Source organism: Phenylobacterium composti DSM 19425, from assembly GCF_059568645.1.
The window spans coordinates 229,803-245,795 of the sequence record NZ_JCANTT010000014.1 but is presented as its reverse complement, the minus strand read 5'-3'; the positions used below and the strand labels follow the sequence as shown (position 1 = coordinate 245,795).

General features: G+C 72.1%; 13 protein-coding genes and 1 pseudogene. 7 read left to right on the top strand and 7 right to left on the bottom strand.

Going from position 1 to position 15,993, the window contains the following annotated elements; all coding sequences use genetic code 11:
* Nucleotides 1-3: 3 nt before the first annotated feature.
* A pseudogene (gene aat / locus BO64_RS09900) lies at nt 4-612 on the top strand (leucyl/phenylalanyl-tRNA--protein transferase); the annotation flags it as partial.
* On the opposite strand, the gene BO64_RS09895 reads toward aat, so the two are convergent.
* Nucleotides 591-1,034, bottom strand: coding sequence for a DUF2155 domain-containing protein (locus tag BO64_RS09895; RefSeq protein WP_496403219.1), 444 nt, complete (start codon nt 1,032-1,034; stop codon nt 591-593). The pseudogene aat and the gene BO64_RS09895 sit on opposite strands and share 22 nt — an antisense overlap.
* Nucleotides 1,035-1,438: 404 nt before the next feature.
* On the bottom strand, nt 1,439-1,843 hold the full coding sequence (locus BO64_RS09890; RefSeq protein ID WP_496403126.1) for an NADH:ubiquinone oxidoreductase subunit NDUFA12: 405 nt from the start codon (nt 1,841-1,843) through the stop codon (nt 1,439-1,441).
* Between the two features lie 181 nt (nt 1,844-2,024).
* Between BO64_RS09890 and BO64_RS09885 the strand changes: the two genes are divergently transcribed.
* Together BO64_RS09885 and BO64_RS09880 are read left to right on the top strand one after the other, a co-directional pair.
* The gene (locus tag BO64_RS09885) at nt 2,025-4,538 is read left to right on the top strand and encodes a TSCPD domain-containing protein (protein ID WP_496403125.1); all 2,514 of its coding nucleotides are present in this window, start codon (nt 2,025-2,027) and stop codon (nt 4,536-4,538) included.
* Nucleotides 4,539-4,622: 84 nt separating this feature from the next.
* Entirely contained in the window at nt 4,623-5,657 is a 1,035-nt protein-coding gene (locus BO64_RS09880) for a pentapeptide repeat-containing protein (protein ID WP_496403124.1), read from the top strand.
* A gap of 25 nt (nt 5,658-5,682) precedes the next feature.
* Here the strand turns inward: BO64_RS09880 and aspS are convergent, their stop codons facing one another.
* Nucleotides 5,683-7,461 carry an aspartate--tRNA ligase gene (aspS, locus tag BO64_RS09875; protein WP_496403123.1) on the bottom strand — a complete coding sequence of 593 codons (1,779 nt, stop codon included), beginning with the start codon at nt 7,459-7,461 and terminating at the stop codon, nt 5,683-5,685.
* Between the two features lie 145 nt (nt 7,462-7,606).
* Here aspS and BO64_RS09870 point away from each other — a divergent pair, with 145 nt between their 5' ends.
* Together BO64_RS09870 and BO64_RS09865 are read left to right on the top strand one after the other, a co-directional pair.
* Complete coding sequence (locus BO64_RS09870) at nt 7,607-9,031, top strand: amidohydrolase (RefSeq protein WP_496403122.1); 1,425 nt, start codon at nt 7,607-7,609, stop codon at nt 9,029-9,031.
* A complete protein-coding gene (locus tag BO64_RS09865) occupies nt 9,028-10,389 on the top strand; it encodes an amidohydrolase family protein (protein WP_496403121.1) in 1,362 nt (453 codons plus the stop codon). The genes BO64_RS09870 and BO64_RS09865 overlap by 4 nt, the downstream gene beginning before the upstream one ends.
* A 135-nt stretch (nt 10,390-10,524) precedes the next feature.
* On the opposite strand, the gene BO64_RS09860 is transcribed toward BO64_RS09865, so the two are convergent.
* Entirely contained in the window at nt 10,525-11,862 is a 1,338-nt protein-coding gene (locus BO64_RS09860; RefSeq protein ID WP_496403120.1) for a serine hydrolase domain-containing protein, read from the bottom strand.
* An 87-nt stretch (nt 11,863-11,949) separates the two neighbouring features.
* Between BO64_RS09860 and BO64_RS09855 the strand changes: the two genes are divergently transcribed.
* On the top strand, nt 11,950-12,447 hold the full coding sequence (locus BO64_RS09855) for a flavodoxin family protein (protein ID WP_496403119.1): 498 nt from the start codon (nt 11,950-11,952) through the stop codon (nt 12,445-12,447).
* Between the two features lie 123 nt (nt 12,448-12,570).
* Nucleotides 12,571-13,443, top strand: a complete 873-nt coding sequence (locus tag BO64_RS09850; protein ID WP_496403118.1) for an alpha/beta fold hydrolase — start codon at nt 12,571-12,573, stop codon at nt 13,441-13,443.
* A gap of 63 nt (nt 13,444-13,506) precedes the next feature.
* Here the strand turns inward: BO64_RS09850 and BO64_RS09845 are convergent, their stop codons facing one another.
* From BO64_RS09845 to BO64_RS09835, 3 genes are all read right to left on the bottom strand, one after another.
* Nucleotides 13,507-13,824, bottom strand: a complete 318-nt coding sequence (locus tag BO64_RS09845; protein ID WP_496403117.1) for a hypothetical protein — start codon at nt 13,822-13,824, stop codon at nt 13,507-13,509.
* 123 nt (nt 13,825-13,947) lie between these two features.
* Entirely contained in the window at nt 13,948-14,622 is a 675-nt protein-coding gene (locus tag BO64_RS09840; protein WP_496403116.1) for a glycine zipper 2TM domain-containing protein, read from the bottom strand.
* A 65-nt stretch (nt 14,623-14,687) separates the two neighbouring features.
* Nucleotides 14,688-15,989, bottom strand: coding sequence for a hypothetical protein (locus BO64_RS09835; protein WP_496403115.1), 1,302 nt, complete (start codon nt 15,987-15,989; stop codon nt 14,688-14,690).
* Between the last annotated feature and the right edge of the window lie 4 nt (nt 15,990-15,993).

The window sequence follows — 15,993 nt, the reverse complement described above, 5'->3', positions numbered from 1 at the left end:
GCGATGGCGGAGTTCGACGCCACCGACCTCCTGGACTGCTACGCCCGCGGCGTCTTCCCCATGGCGGACGCCCGGGAGGACAACCGCGTCTTCCTGATCGACCCCGAGCGGCGGGGCGTGATCCCGCTCGACCGCTTCCACGTGCCGCGCCGGCTGGCGCGGACCGTGCGGGGCGACCCGTTCGAGGTGCGGATCGACACCGCTTTCCACGAGGTGGTGCTGGCCTGCGCCGCCGCCGGGCCGGGCCGCACCGAGACCTGGATCAACCGGCCCATCGAGCAGCTCTATGTGGAGCTGCACGCCCACGGCTTCGCCCACAGCGTCGAGTGCTGGTCGGAGGGGCGGCTGGTGGGCGGCCTCTACGGCGTTGCGCTGAAGGGCGCGTTCTTCGGCGAGAGCATGTTCTCCAGGGCCCGGGACGCCTCGAAGGTGGCCCTGGTCCACCTGGTCGCCCGGCTGATCGCTGGGGGCTACGTCCTGCTCGACACCCAGTTCATGACCGAGCACCTGGCCCAGTTCGGGACCGAGGAGATTTCACGGCAGGCGTATCATCGCCGCCTCGCCCGCGCCCTGACGGTCGAGGGGGACTTCTACGCCCTGGGCGCGGGGGCCGCAGCGGGGGCGGCGTCGCCCTTGGGCGCCGGAGCCGGCGGCGGCACGGAGATGACCGGCGGCGTCTCGGCCTTGGGCGCGGGCGCCGCGTCCGCGGCCGGCGCGGATGCGGCCTTGGGGGCCGCCTTCGGCGAGGGGCGCGCAGGCGCCGCGGCCGCGGCCGTGACCGGGCGGCTGGCCCTGCAGGTGATCACCCAGGCGTCGTAGGTGGCGTGCTCCAGCGGGTTCAGGCCCGGCGAAGACGCGTACATCCAGCCCCGGAAGGCCTGGCGCGGCGCCGGCGTCGGGCGGCCCGGCTGCGGGCGCGGCTGGGAGTCGATGGTGAGGTAGGCGATGGCGTCGTCCACCGGCTCGTCCGGCGCCGAGCGCTCGCAGGCCCGGACGGTGAAGATCAGCCCCTTCCAGCGGACCGGACGGCCCACGGGAGCCTCGAACTTGAAGGTCTCGGCCGTCACCTTGTCGAGGGCCTGGAGCACCGCCACGTCGTAGCGGGCGCGGCGGATCGGCGCCTCCACCGGCTTTTCGGTCACCTGGGCCTTGGGCGGCGGCGCGGGCTCGACCTCCTCGGCCTCCACCGGTGGGGCGACCAGGGGCGCGGGCGTGGGAATGGCGAGCGGCGGCGCCTGCTCGCGGCCGGCGGGCGCGGCCTCTTCCTGCGGCGGGATTCCCGACGGCGCCGGCTGGGCCGAGACGACGGTGGCCAGGAGCCCGGCCCCCGCGAGCGCCAGGAGCCCGCCGCCCAGAACCAGGCCCACAGACGCCCGTCCGGACGCCTTGGCGGTCACGCGCTCTTGGAGGTCGGACGCGGCGGGGCGGCGGTCCACGGCTATTCGGGCTTCCAGGCCTCGTAGTCGCCGGCCGCCCGCTGACGCTCGCCGCCCCGGGCCAGCGAGCCCTTGGGACGGTAGGCGTGGATGGTGCCGGTGAGGTTCGGCCGGTACTCCTTTTCCCAGGCCTTGCGCGGCAGCGGCGCGGTGGTCGGCGGTTCTTCGAAGGTGTGATGCAGCCAGCCGTGCCAGTCCGGCGGGACCTTGGAGGCCTCGGCGTAGCCGTTGAAGATCACCCAGCGGCGCTTGCGCTTGGGGTCGTAGCTGTCGCTGGCGTCACGCGCCTCGTAGTACTTGTTGCCGTACTCGTCCTGGCCGACGAACACGCCGCGGCGGGCCACGGTGAAGCGGATGCCGGCGGTGGCGCCGTTCCACCAGGTGAAGATGGTCTTCAGGACAGACACTTAAGCTAGCTCGCAAGGCTCGAAACGCGGGCGGACTATAGGCGGGCGCCCCCGGAGCGTCCAGCGCCCGCGCGGGGCGGCGTTCACAGCAATATGTTGGGGATGAACGCCCCTCCAGACGCAACATCTATTGTCCAGGCCCGGTCCGGCGGCCTAGGCTTTCCCTACAGGGGAGTCTCCGATGGGCAGTGACGCGTCGCGCGTGGGAATCGAGGGCCGCATCCTGGAGCGGCCCGACGGTCTGGTGGAGGTGGTCGCCCCGGCGCACTGGACGGCCGCGCGGGCCGAGGCCTGGCTGGACTGGGCGGGCGGCCGCACCGACCTGGCCGACGCCCTCATCGAACACGCCGAGCAGATCACCGCCCGAGCCCAGGCCAAGGGGCTGCTGAAGGACCTGCGGGCCCGCCGCCGCTTCCGCGAGGGGCTGACCGAAGCCCTCCTGATGGGGGCCGTGGCCTTCTCGGCCCCCGCCGGCCGGCGGCTGAAGGTGGCCGACGCCGCCGCCCCCGATTTCGTTTCGACGCTGCAGGCCCTGGAAGCGGCCCGCCGCGGACGCGAAGCCGCCCGGGCGGCGTCCGAGCGGATCGCCGCGCGCCTGCAGGGGGTGATGGACGCCATCCTGCGCTGCGAGGGCGACGCCGAGGCCTGCGCCGACCCCGGCCGCAACAGCAGCCTCGCCCGCGCCGCCGAGGCCGCCCGGGCCGCGGGGGCGGCGGACGCCACCATCCTGGAAGCCATCGCCCTGGCCCGGGCCGGCGAGAGCGACTGGCCAGCCCCGCCCGCCCCGGCCGAGCCTGCGGGGGTGGAGCTGATCGCCCGCCTGGACCGCCCGGACGGCGCCGCGGCCCGCGCCCTCGCCCGGGCCGCCTGGACCACGGGGGCGGTGATCTGCGCCTGGGAACTGGCCGAGGCCGAGCTGCTGGCGGGCGTCGCCGCCTGGCCGCGGGGCGGCGTCGACCTGATGGCCTTCTTCGGCGAGGGCGGCTTCGACTGGGACGCCTTCGAGGGGGCCGTGCACCTGGCCGCGGTGGCCCTGGCGGCCGCCGAGGAGCCGGCGCAGCTCGGCCTGGCGGGCCTGGGCGACTGGCTGGCGGCCCACGGCCACGACTATGACAGCGAGACGGGCCGCAAGGCCGCCCGCGACCTCTACGCCACCGCCCGGCGGGTGATCGGCGAGGCCGGGGTGGAATGCCGGCTGGGGGCCTTCCACGATCCCGAACTGACCCTGCGGCTGGGCGGGCGGCTGGACGCCGCGCCCTGGGCCGGGCCGCTGGCCGTGGCGGAGACCGCCGACGGCGAGCCCCTGCGGGTGCTGAGCGAGGCGGCCATCCGGGGCCTGGCCGTCCTCGGCCTCGACCGGGCCGCCGCCGAGGCGGTGCTGCTGGGCCGTCGCAGCCTGGACGAGGCGCCGGGGCTGGGCGTCGCGGCCCTGGCCGCCCGGGGCTTCTCCGAGCACGAGATCGCCGCCGTGGAGGCCGAGCTGCCGTTCGTGCAGCGGCTCGCCCAGGCGTTCACCCCCGAGGTGCTGGGCGAAGGCTTCCTGCGGGACGTGCTGGGGGCCACGCCCGAGCAGCTGGACGATCCGGCCCTGGACGTCCTGGCCCTGGCTGGCTTCACCGCCGAGGACGTGGCCCTGGCCGAGCGCCACGTGCTGGGCGCCGACAGCCTGACCGGCAGCGAGGTGGGCGACGAGGCCGGCCAGCGCGTGCTGCGTCCGGCCGCCGAGGTGGACGCCGAGGCCGTGGAGGCCATGCTGACGGCCCTGCGCCAGGCCCTGGACCTGCCGCCGGTGCTGGAGACGGCCCTGCCCTGGCGCGCCACGCCCGCCGAGGTGCAGGGGGCCCTGGCCGGGGCGGAGCTGCCGATCCGGGTGCGGCGCGAGGCCGCGCCCGCCGAGGCGGTGCTGGACCTGCCCGCCGTGGCCGACCTGCCCGAGAAGCGCGAGGCGCCTCAGGCCTCCGCCCAGGCCGAGGCCGAGCCGCAGCAGGAGCGGATCGTCGAGCGGATCATCGAGCGCGAGCGCACCCGGCGGAAACTGCCCGACCGCCGCAAGGGCTACATCCAGAAGGCCTCGGTGGGGGGCCACAAGGTCTATATCCACACCGGCGAGTACGACGACGGCGAGCTCGGCGAGATCTTCATCGACATGCACAAGGAAGGCGCCGCCTTCCGCAGCCTGATGAACAACTTCGCCATCGCGATCTCCATCGGCCTGCAGTACGGCGTGCCCCTGGAGGAGTTCGTGGACGCCTTCGTCTTCACCCGCTTCGAGCCGGCCGGGCCGGTGACGGGCAACGACCAGGTGAAGTCGGCGACCTCGATCCTGGACTACATCTTCCGCGAGCTGGGGATCAGCTATCTGGGCCGCTCGGACCTCGCCAGCGAGGACCCCGACGCCCTGAACGCCGACGGCCTGGGCAAGGGCAAGGCCGACGATGCGGCCGACGGCGCGGCCGCCGCCAACGCCCCGCAGCCGGCGTCGCGCTTCATCTCCCGCGGCTTCTCGCGGGGATCGACCCCGGACAATCTCGTCTTCCTGCCCACCGCCAACCGCAATCCCGGCCCGGCGGTGCTGGACGCGGCCGAGGTGTGCGCCGCCTGCGGCGACATCGCCGTGGTGCGCAAGGGCCAGGCCATGATCTGCGAGAGCTGCGGGGCGCGGGCCGGCCGGTTCGGCGAGGACCAGACCGGCTAAGTCCTCAAAGTTACGGCGATTTAAGTGGTGTCAGGGGTGCGCCCGGCGCACAGGTTGGCTGCAACCTTCGAGGATTACTCCGCAGTGACCCAGCGTTCAGCCCGCCTCGCCCTCGCCCTCGGCGCGTTTCTCGCCGGCGCGGCTCTGGCGGGAGAGGCTTCGGCCTTCTTCCTCGGCGACAAGGAGGTGGCCCGCCGCACCTCGTTCGGCGGCTCGTGCGTGAAGTGCGAGCTGTCGGGCCGCAACCTGGCCGGGGCGCACATCATCGGGGCCAACTTCTCCGGCGCCGCCCTCGTGGGGGCGAACCTGCGCGAGGCGCGGTTCCAGGCCTCGAGCTTCGCCGGGGCGGACCTCTCCCGGGCCGACCTGTCGGACACCGGCATGAACGGCGCCGACTTCTCGGGCGCCAACCTCTCCAGCGCCCGCCTGCGGTCCGCCGAGGCCCACGGGGTGCGGTTCGGCTCGGCCAACCTCTCCCGGGCGGACCTGTCGGACGCCAACGCCACCGGAGCCAATTTCCGGCAGGCGGTGCTGACGGGCGCGGTGCTGCGCTCGGCGGAAATCCGCGGCGGCCAGTTCGACTCCGCCGACCTGACCAAGGCGATCCTCAACGACGTCGACGCGGCGGGCGCCAACTTCGGCCGCGCCACCCTGCGCGGCGCCAGCTTCCGCTCGGCCAATCTGAAGGGCGCCAACCTGCAGCGGGCCGACGCCAGCGGCGCCAGTTTCCAGGACGCCGACCTGAAGGGCGCGGTCCTGTCGCACGGCCGCTTCGAGCGGGCTGTCTTCCGGGCCGCCGACCTGCACGGGGCGACGATGTCGGGGGGCAATTTCGAAGGCGCCGACTTCCGCGACGCGGACCTGCGCCGGGCGATGATCGCCGGGGCCGACTTTTCGGGCGCCAAGGGCCTCACCCAGGACCAGCTGGACAGCGCCTGCGGCGATGCCCGGACCAAGGTTCCGGCCGGGCTCCTCGCCAGGACCTGCAGCGGCGTGCGGGTGATCGTACGCGGCGGATCGGCTGCGCCCGCCCCTCCGGCTCCGCCGGCGCCGCCTGCGCCCCCTGCCCCGGCTCCGCCGAGCCCGCGCTTCCTGATCGCGCAAGGTCCCGCCGACTGAGCCGGCGGGACTCTTCCGGCCCCGCCTAGGACTTGATGGGCGGGGCGAGGCGGATGTGCAGCTCCTTGAGCTGCTTTTCGGTCACTTCGGACGGCGCCCGCATCAGCAGATCTTCGCCCTGCTGGTTCAGCGGGAAGGCGATGACCTCGCGGATGGCGGTCTGGCCGGCCAGCAGCATGACGATACGGTCGATGCCGGGCGCCAGGCCCCCGTGCGGCGGCGCGCCGTGACGGAAGGCGTTCAGCATGCCGCCGAACTGCTCCTCGACCACCTCGGGGCCGTAGCCCGCGATCTCGAAGGCCCGGATCATGATCTCGGGCAGATGGTTCCGGATCGCCCCCGAGCACAGCTCATAGCCGTTGCAGACGATGTCGTACTGGTAGGCGAGGATGTCCAAGGGATCCTTGGTGTTCAGCGCTTCCAGCTCGCCCTGGGGCATGGAGAACGGGTTGTGCGAGAAGTCGACGCGCTTCTCGTCCTCGTTCCACTCGAACATCGGGAAGTCGACGATCCAGACGAACTCGAACCGGTTCTCGTCGATCAGATTCAGGTCCGTGCCAACCTTGGTCCGGGCCGCGCCGGCGAACTTGTAGAAGACCTTGGGATCGCCGGCGACGAAGAAGGCCGCGTCGCCCTGGCCGAGGCCCAGGGCGCCCATGAGGCCGGCGGTCTTCTCGGCGCCGAGGTTCTTGGCGATCGGGCCGCCCCAGCCGCCCTGATCCTCGGACCAGAAGATGTAGCCCAGGCCCGGCTGGCCTTCGCCCTGCGCCCAGGAGTTCATGCGGTCGCAGAAGGCGCGGCTGCCGCCCTTCGGGGCCGGGATCGCCCAGACGGCGTTCTTGGCGTCCTCGAGGATGCGCGCGAACAGGCCGAAGCCGCCGCCGCGGAAGTGCTCGGACACGTCCTGCATGACCAGCGGGTTGCGCAGGTCGGGCTTGTCGGTGCCGTACTTGGCGATGGCTTCCCGATACGGGATGCGCGGGAACGGATAGGGCGTGACGGGCTTGCCCTCGCCGAACTCGGTAAAGACGCCGTGCATCACCGGCTCGATGGCCGCGAACACGTCCTCCTGCGTCACGAAGCTCATCTCGACGTCGAGCTGGTAGAACTCGAGCGAGCGGTCGGCGCGCAGGTCCTCGTCCCGGAAGCAGGGGGCGATCTGGAAGTAGCGGTCGAAGCCGGCGACCATCAGCAGCTGCTTGAACTGCTGGGGCGCCTGCGGAAGGGCGTAGAACTTGGTCGGGTGCAGGCGCGAGGGCACCAGGAAGTCGCGCGCGCCCTCAGGCGACGAGGCCGTCAGGATCGGCGTCTGGTACTCCAGGAAGCCCTGCTCGATCATCCGGTTGCGGATCGACTGGATGACCTTCGAGCGCAGGACAATGTTCTTGTGCAGGGTCTCGCGGCGCAGATCCAGGAAGCGGTTCTTCAGCCGGATCTCCTCGGGGTATTCGGGCTCGCCGAACACCGGCAGCGGCAGCTCGGCCGCTTCGGAGAGGATGTCGACCTTGCGCACCACCACCTCGACCTCGCCGGTCGGCAGGTTGGGGTTCACGGTCTCGGGCGAGCGGGCCACCACCTCGCCGTCCACGCGGATCACGCTCTCGGCGCGGACGTGTTCGACCAAGTTGAAGCCGGGCGTCGAGGGGCTCACCACGAGCTGCGTCAGGCCGTAGTGGTCGCGCAGGTCGATGAAGATCAGGCCGCCGTGGTCACGCTTGCGGTGAACCCAGCCGGACAGGCGCACCTGAGAGCCGGTGTCGGAAGCGCGGAGCTGGCCGCAGGTGTGGGTGCGGTAGGGATGCATGAAAAAAGGCGGAAATCGCTGCTTTAGGAGGCGCGGAAGGGCGCATGGGCGGTTGCGCTTGTCAAGCACAGGGGACAGGCCCTGCGCGCTTGACGATCCCTCCAGCCCCCTTTCAATTCCTGAGCGAAAGTTTGGGGGTTCCCGAGTGCCACAGATCCTGAGGGCCGCCATAGCGGCCAGCCTTGCGGCGGGCCTCGCCGCCTGCGCCGCCACAGCCGAGGGGCCGCCCAAGGCCACGGCGTCCGCCAAGCCGCTGCCCAAGGGGCTAGAGGCCTCGGGCGAAGCCTTCGCCAGCACCTACCGTCCCCTGCCCGGCCGGCCGACGGCCATCGTCGGGGCCACGGTGCTCACGGGCACGGGGGCGCAGATCGAGAACGGGATGGTGCTGGTCCGCGACGGCCGCATCGAATCCGTAGGCCCGGCCGGCGCCCCGCCCGCCGGCTACGAGGTGGTGGACGCCCAGGGCCGCTGGGTGACGCCCGGCGTGATCGACGCCCACTCGCACCTGGGGGTCTATCCCTCGCCGGCGGTGGGCGCCCACTCGGACGGCAACGAGATGAGCGACCCGAACACCGCCCAGGTGTGGGCCGAGCATTCGGTGTGGCCGCAGGACCCCGGCTTCAACCTGGCTCGGGCCGGCGGGGTGACCACCGTCCATGTCCTGCCCGGTTCGGCGAACCTGTTCGGCGGACGGGGCGTGACCCTGCGCAACGTGCCCGCCCGCACGACCCAGGGGATGAAGTTCCCCGGCGCGCCGCACAGCCTGAAGATGGCCTGCGGCGAGAACCCCAAGCGGGTCTATGGCGGCCGCAACCGCTCGCCCACCACCCGCATGGGCAATGTGGCGGGCTACCGCGCCGCCTGGATCAACGCCGCCGAGTACGGCCGCAAGTGGGACGCCTACCGCGCCAAGGTCAGCAACGGCGAGAAGGCCGACCCGCCCAAGCGCGACCTGCAACTCGACACCCTGCTCGGGGTGCTGAAGGGCGAGATCCTGGTGCAGAACCACTGCTACCGGGCCGACGAGATGGCCCAGATGATCGATGTGGCCCAGGAGTTCGGCTACCGGATCACCTCGTTCCACCACACCATTGAGGGCTACAAGATCGCCGACCTGCTGGCGCAGAAGGACATCTGCGCCGCCACCTGGACCAACTGGTGGGGCGGCAAGCTCGAGCAGTTCGACGCCATCGAGGCCAACGCCGCCCTGATGCACGCCGCCGGCGCCTGCGCGATCATCCACTCGGACGACCCGGACCTGATCCAGCGCCTGAACCAGGAAGCCGCCGAGGCCCTGGCGGCGGGCCGCGAGGCGGGCCTGCAGATCAGCGAGGCCGAGGCCATCAAGTGGATCACCGCCAATCCGGCCAAGGCCATCGGCATCCTGCACGAGACCGGCACCCTGGAGCCCGGCAAGCGGGCCGACGTGGTGCTGTGGGACCGCAATCCCTTCTCGATCTACGCCCGCGCCGAGCGGGTCTGGATCGACGGCGGCGTGGCCTACGACCGGCATGACCCGGCCTATCAGGCCAAGTCGGACTTCGAACTCGGCCTGGGAGGCCTGCGATGAAACGGACCCTGACCGCGGTCGCGGCGCTTTCCATCGCCCTCGCCGCCCCCTTCAGCGCCCTGGCGGCCACCCTCGCCGTCACCAACGCGCGGGTGCTCACCGCCGGGCCGTCCGGCGAGATCGCCCAGGGCACGGTGCTGGTGCGCGACGGCAAGGTCGTCGCCGTGGGACCGAATGTGGCCGTGCCCGCCGGGGCCGAGGTGGTGGACGCCAAGGGCGGGGTCGTCACCCCCGGCTTCGTGGCCGCCAACAGCCTGCTGGGCGCAGTGGAGATCAGCATGCTGGGCAATGAGGCCAGCGTGAACAATCCCGGCCTCAGCGCGGCCTTCGACATCCAGTACGCCCTGAACCCGGACAGCTTCGTCATCCCGGTGGCGCGGCTGGGCGGCATCACCAGCGCCATCGTCACCCCGCGCACCGGCGGCGGCGGGGCCTCGGACGACGGCCACAGCCACGACGGGGGCGAGGACCTCACCGCCGGCGGGGGGATGGTCCCGAACCGCGGCAGCGGCCTGTTCTCCGGCCAGGCGGCGGTGATCCAGCTCGCCGAGGGCCAGGACCCGCTGGTCCGGGCCAAGGTGGCCATGGTCGCCCCCTTCGGCCGCCGGGGCGCGGCCCTCAGCGGCGGCGCCCGAGGGGCCCAGATCGTGCTGCTGAAGACGGTGCTGGACGACGTGCGCGCCTATGCCCGCAACCGCGCCGCCTATGAGCGCGCCGGCTATCGGGACCTGTCGCTGTCCCGGGCCGACCTGGAGGCGCTGATCCCGGTGGTCGAGGGCAGGATGCCGCTGATCGCCGTGGCCGACCGCGCCTCGGACATCCGCGCCATCCTCAAGCTGGCGAAGGAAGAAAAGCTCAAGGTCATCCTCTCGGGGGCGGCCGAGGGCTGGCGGGTGGCGAACGAGATCGCCGCCGCAGGCGTGCCGGTGATCATCAATCCGGTGGAGGACCGGCCGGACGGCTTCGAGAGCCTGGGGGCGACGCTGGAGAACGCCGCCCGCCTGCACGCCGCCGGGGTGACCGTCATCATCGAAGGCCAGGGCGGCGCCCACCGGGCGCACGAGACCCGATACAACGCCGGCAACGCCGTGGCCTACGGCATGCCGTACGAGGCGGCCCTGAAAGCGGTGACGATCAATCCGGCCAAGGCGTTCGGGGTGGCCGAGCGCGTCGGCTCGCTGGAGCCCGGCAAGGACGCCGACCTGGTGGTCTGGTCGGGCGATCCCTTCGAGCCGCTGTCGCGGCCGCGGCTGATCCTGGTGCGCGGCAAGGCCCAGCCCCTGACCTCGCGCCAGATCGAGCTGCGCGAGCGTTACAAGGACCTGAACCGGCCCTATCCGCCAGCCTATGCGAAGTAGCCGAACCGGTCCCTCCCCGGCCCGGGGAGGGACGATGCGCCGCCGGCGCGTCGGGGCGGGGAATGGAGCCGCCCCACGTCCCCACCCGTCTCGGGCGCTCGCCGCCCTCCCCATGACGGGGCGGGAAAAACGAGCTTACTTCTCGGGGTTCACGAGGGCCTGGTAGGTCAGGGTCCGGGCCATGGCGCCGAGGTCGTCGCCGCCCGAACCGCCGAAGCGCTGGATCATGCCGACGAAGACGAGGTCGTTGGTCGGGTCCACCCAGAACCAGGTGCCGGCGGCCCCGCCCCAGCTCATGCTGCCCTTGCCTTCCAGCGTTCCGGCCGCACGGGGATCGTTCACCACCATGAAGTCGAGGCCGAAGCCCACGGCCTCGTTGAAGCGCGAGCCCACCGTGCCGTTGGACGAGACCAGCACGTCCTTGGCGATCATGTTGGCGCCCATCAGCTCCACCGAGGCGGGCGAGAGGATGCGCACGCCGTCCAGCTCGCCCTTGTTGGCGATCATCTGGGCGAAGCGGGCGTAGTCGAGGGTGGTGGAAACGAGGCCGCCGCCGCCGCTCTCCCAGGCCGGCGGCTCGAGGTAGGTGGGCAGGTCGCCGCCGAACAGGCTCTTGGCCTCCTCCACCTTCCGGGTCTGGGGGTTGAAGTAATAGACGGGCGCCAGGCGATGGGCCTTGTCGGCCGGCACATAGAAGGCCGTGTCGTTCATCTTCAGCGGCTTGAAGATGCGCTGCTCCATGAACTGGCCCAGCGTCATGCCGGTGAGCTTCTCGACGATGTAGCCCTGGATGTCGACGGCGCTGGAGTAGCGCCAGTCGGTCCCCGGCTGAAAGATCAGCGGGATCTCGGCGGTGCGCTTGATCATCGCCTGGGTGCTGGGTGCGGAGAGCACCTGCTTCTCGCGGAAGAGCCGGTCCACCGGATGCTCGTCCTGCAGGCCGTAGCCGAAGCCGGCGGTGTGGCTCATGAGCTCACGCATGGTGGGCGGGCGCTTCATGTCCTCGAGGATCGGCTGGCCGTTGCCGTCCACGCCCTTCATCACCTTGAGGTTCTTGAATTCGGGGATGAAGCGGGTGACCGGGTCGTCCAGGCGCCAGCGGCCCTCCTCGAAGAGGATCATCATCGCCACACCCGTGACCGGCTTGGTCATGGAGTAGATGCGGAAGATGGCGTCCTTCTCCAGCGGCGGGCCGCCGAAGCGGGCCGAGCCGTAGGTCTTGAACGAGACCACCTTGCCGTGGCGGGCGAGGAAGATGGACATGCCCGGCACCCGGCCGTCGGAAACCACCTTGGCCATGTAGGCGTCGAGGCGCGCCAGGCGCTCGGAATCGAAGCCCACCGCCTCGGGGGCCACCGTCTGGGTGAGCTCCGCGACGGGCGTCTTGCGGGCGGCCTGGGCGAAGCCCGAGGCCGGCGTCAGCGCCAGGGCGATGGCGGTCAGGGCCGCGGCGTGGCGGCGGGTGATGAACATGGAAGCCTCCCCTCGAATATTCGGTTTGTTGCCGGCGAGCTTAGGGGAGCGGTTCCGGCTGGCAAGCGCGACGGCTAGGCTTGGGCCATGAAGCGGCTTCTCATCGTCTGGCATTCCCGAACCGGCGCCTCCCGGGCCCTGGCCGACGCGGCGGCGGCGGGGGCGGCCGAGGGCGCCCCCGGCGAGGTGGAGGTGGTGGTCCGGCGGGCGGCCGAGACCGAGGCCGAGGACCTGCTGGCCGCCGACGGCTACCTGTTCGCCTGCCCCGAGAACCTGGCGGCCCTGTCGGGGGAGATGAAGGAGTTCTTCGACCGCACCTACTACGGGGCCCTGGAGCGGCTGAACGGGCGGCCCTATGCGGCCCTGATCGCCGCCGGGTCGGACGGGGAGAACGCCGCCCGCCAGCTCGCCCGGATCGCCACCGGCTGGCGGCTGAAGTCGGTGGCCGAGCCGCTGATCGTCTGCACCCGCGCCCAGACGCCCCAGGCCATCGCCGCCCCCAAGACGCTGGACGCCGCCGCCCTCGCCGCCGCCCGGGATCGCGGCGCCACCCTGGCCGCGGGCCTTTCCATGGGGATGTTCTAGCCGCCCTCCCCTGCGGCCGCGGCCGCACTAGCACCTAAGTATGGTCGCATAACCGCGTTCGGGCGGGGATGGTTGTGGGGCAGGACGCGAAGGTCCTGCACACCCCCACAACGGAGCCTCGCCATGCCCTATGTGACCGCCAAGGACGGCGCTCAGATCTTCTACAAGGACTGGGGTTCGGGCCAGCCCATCGTCTTCAGCCACGGCTGGCCGCTGACCGCGGACGACTGGGACGCCCAGATGATCTTCTTCGCCGACCACGGCTACCGGGCGATCGCCCACGACCGCCGGGGTCACGGCCGCTCGACCCAGACCTGGGACGGCAATGAGATGGACACCTACGCCGACGACCTGCGGGCGCTGGTGGAAGCCCTGGACCTGAAGGACGTGATCCATGTGGGCCACTCCACCGGCGGGGGCGAGGTGGCCCGCTACCTTGGCCGGCACGGGACCGACCGGGCCAGCCGCGCGGTGCTGATCGGCGCCGTGCCGCCGGTGATGGTGAAGAAGGACAGCAACCCCGAAGGCACGCCCATCGACGTGTTCGACGGCTATCGCGCCGCCCTCCTCGCCGACCGGGCGCAGCTGTTCCTGGACGTGCCCAGCGGGCCGTTCTTCGGCTTCAATCGGCCGGGCGCCAAGGTCAGCCAGGGGCTGATTCAGAAGTGGTGGCTGCAGGGAATGATGGGCGGGGTGAAGGCCCACTACGACTGCATCAAGGCCTTCTCCGAGACCGACTTCACCGAGGACCTGAAGAAGATCGACATCCCCGTGCTGCTGATGCACGGCGACGATGACCAGATCGTGCCGATCCACGATGCGGCCCTGAAGGGCATCCGTCTGCTGCAGAAGGGCACGCTCAAGGTCTATCCCGGCCTGCCCCACGGCATGGCCTCGACCCACGCCGAGACCATCAACAACGACCTGCTGGCCTGGCTGGACGGCGCCCTGGTGGGCGATCCGGTCCCGGAAGGGGCGCTGGAGCCGGCGGAATAGCCGACCTGCGCCAAGGATCGGGGCGGCGCCGGCTGCGGGCCGGGCCGCCCCTCTGTCGTTCAGCTACCAGCGACGGCCGTATGGGCCGCGGTCATAGCGGTCCACATGGCGGCGGTGATGCTGGCCGTAGCGATGGCCGCGGCGGTTGTCGTAGCGGTCCCACTGGTCCGGGACGCCGTCACGGTCGCGGTCGCGGTTCCACTCCAGCCGGTCGGGGATGCCGTCGCGGTCGGAGTCCCGCCCGCGGGCGTAGCGGTAGTCGCGGTCGTAGCCGCCGTAGCGCGGGCCGTCGTGGCGATAGCCGTAGGGCTGGGCCATGGCCGCGCCGGCGGTGAGCGTGGCGACGGCCACGGCGGCGGCCAGGATGAAGGTCTTCCTCATAGCGGATCTCCTCGGGTGGGCTTTCGACCCTTGAGCCCGAGGCTAGACCCGCCCGCCTGAACGTCGCCGACGGGGCGTATTCAGGCGGGGTTTAGGGAGATGAATGAGTCAGACGCCTCGCCGTCAGCGAATCTGGCGGTTGAGGGTGTCCAGACGGCGCATGAGGGCGTCGGCCTCGGTGCGGCTCAGGCGGCCGTCGCGAAGGTAGGAGCTCTCGAGACGGCGGATCTCGCGGAGTTCGCGTTCGGCGCGCTCGGCCTCGCGGCGCGACAGCGAGCCGTTGGCCCGGCTGCGGGCGATGCGGCGTTCCAGCCAGTCGATCCGGGCCGAGACGTCGTGCGGGGCGTCACGCCAGTTGGAGGTGGGGCGATAGCCGCCCTGGGCGTAGCGGTCGTCCGAGACGTTCCAGCGGCCGTTGCGGTCCCAGCCGCCCTGCGGCGGGCTGCCTTCGATCCAGTTGCCGCGGCGATCATAGTAGCCCTGGGCGTAGCTGCGGTCGACGGCGTTGGCGTGCCAGATCCCGTCGTTGTCGTACCAGCCGTAGGCCCGGCGGCAGTCGCCGTCGCCCTTGGACACCTGGTTGCCGATGACCGCCCCGGCGATGCCGCCGATGACGGCGCCCTCGCTGCGGTCGCCGCGGCCGGCGACGGCGCTGCCGGCCAGGGCGCCGAGGGCGCCGCCGACCACCGTGCCCGCGATGCGGTTGGCGCGCCGCTCCTCGCAGGTCTGCTGAGCCTGGGCGAGGCTCGGGATGAGGGCGAGGGCCGCGACGCCGGCGGCGATGATGCGTGTACGCATGGGGGTTCCCCTTTCTGCTTTCGGCCTAACTCCGGCTTACGGCGAAGGTTCCACCCTCCGCCCGCTCAGGCGAAGGGGATGGCTCCGGCGACGACGGCCCGGTAGGCGGCCGCCACGGGGACCACGAGTTCGCCCGAGACGCAACGCATGTCGTCGCCTGGGGTGTGGAAGAATCGGTGGCCGCCGTAGTGGCCCATCACCGAGGCGTAGCCCGCGGCGATGACGTTCTCGGTCTCGCCCGCCGTATGCGCCTTGTCGGCCGGATAGACCGCTTCCAGGCCCGTGACGCCCTTGAAGCTGTGGCGGGCGAGGTCGATGAGGTCGGGCGAGGCCACGAACACCCGCTGGGAATCGGCGCTGGGCAGGGGCAGCAGCCGCGGGCCGATCTCGTGCCAGTCGCGGGCGGCGGCGCTGGCGCCGATATGGACCCACAGATGGGTGTCGGCGGGCTTGGGCGCCTTGTGGTGCAGGTACTCCTCCCCCCCGAGATAGACGTACTCGTGGCCGCTGGTGGCGACGAACTCCAGGTTCACGCCCGGGCGGGCCTTGGCGAGCCAGCCGGCCAGGGCGAGCCAGATGGCCAGGCCCGATCCCCGCTCGGCGGCGCAGGTGAACCAGCCGGACCTGGGCGTGGTGACGATCAGGGTCTTGGCCGCGCCACGGTCGAGCCGGGCGATGAGGTTGTCGGCCGGGCGCTGGCCGGTCTCGGCGTCGACGATCAGGGTCGCCGGGGCCCCTTGCGCCGCGGCGGCCACGAACGGCTGGGCGTCGGTGGGAGCGAGGATGGCCACGGGCTTGGGGAAGCCCGGGCGGCCCGGATGGACGTTCAGGCCGCAGATCTCGCCCGTGGGGCCGTTGGTGACCAGGACCGCGCCCGCCGCGCCGCGCTGGAAGACGTCGGCGAGCCCGCGGGCGATGGCCGGCTCGGCCAGGCTGACCCAGCGCCGGGACGGCAGGTCGATGAGCGCGATGGCGCCAGCGAGGTCGCCCGGGGCGCTGGAGAGCCGCAAGGGGCCGGAGAGGCCCCCGGCGCCCGTGGTGCGCACGATGGCCTGGGGGAAGACCGGCGCCGTGCGCCCGCCCGTGGAGAGGGTCGCCGTGCGGACCTCGGCGTAGGGCGTCTGGAACACCTGCCGCTCGCAGCGGTAACCGAGGGCGGACAGTTCGCCCTCCAGCCACTGGCCGACGCCCAGGTCGCCCTTGCCGCCCGAGGCCTTCACCCCGAAGCCGGCGTAGCGCTCCAGCACCGCCTGGAACCAGGCGGCGTCGGGCGTCGCGCCCGCCGGCCCCGCGGCCTGCGCCCCAGCGGCGAGGCCGGCCGCCGCCAGACCGGTTCCCAGCAGAACCCCACGACGCGATGCCTGCATGGCG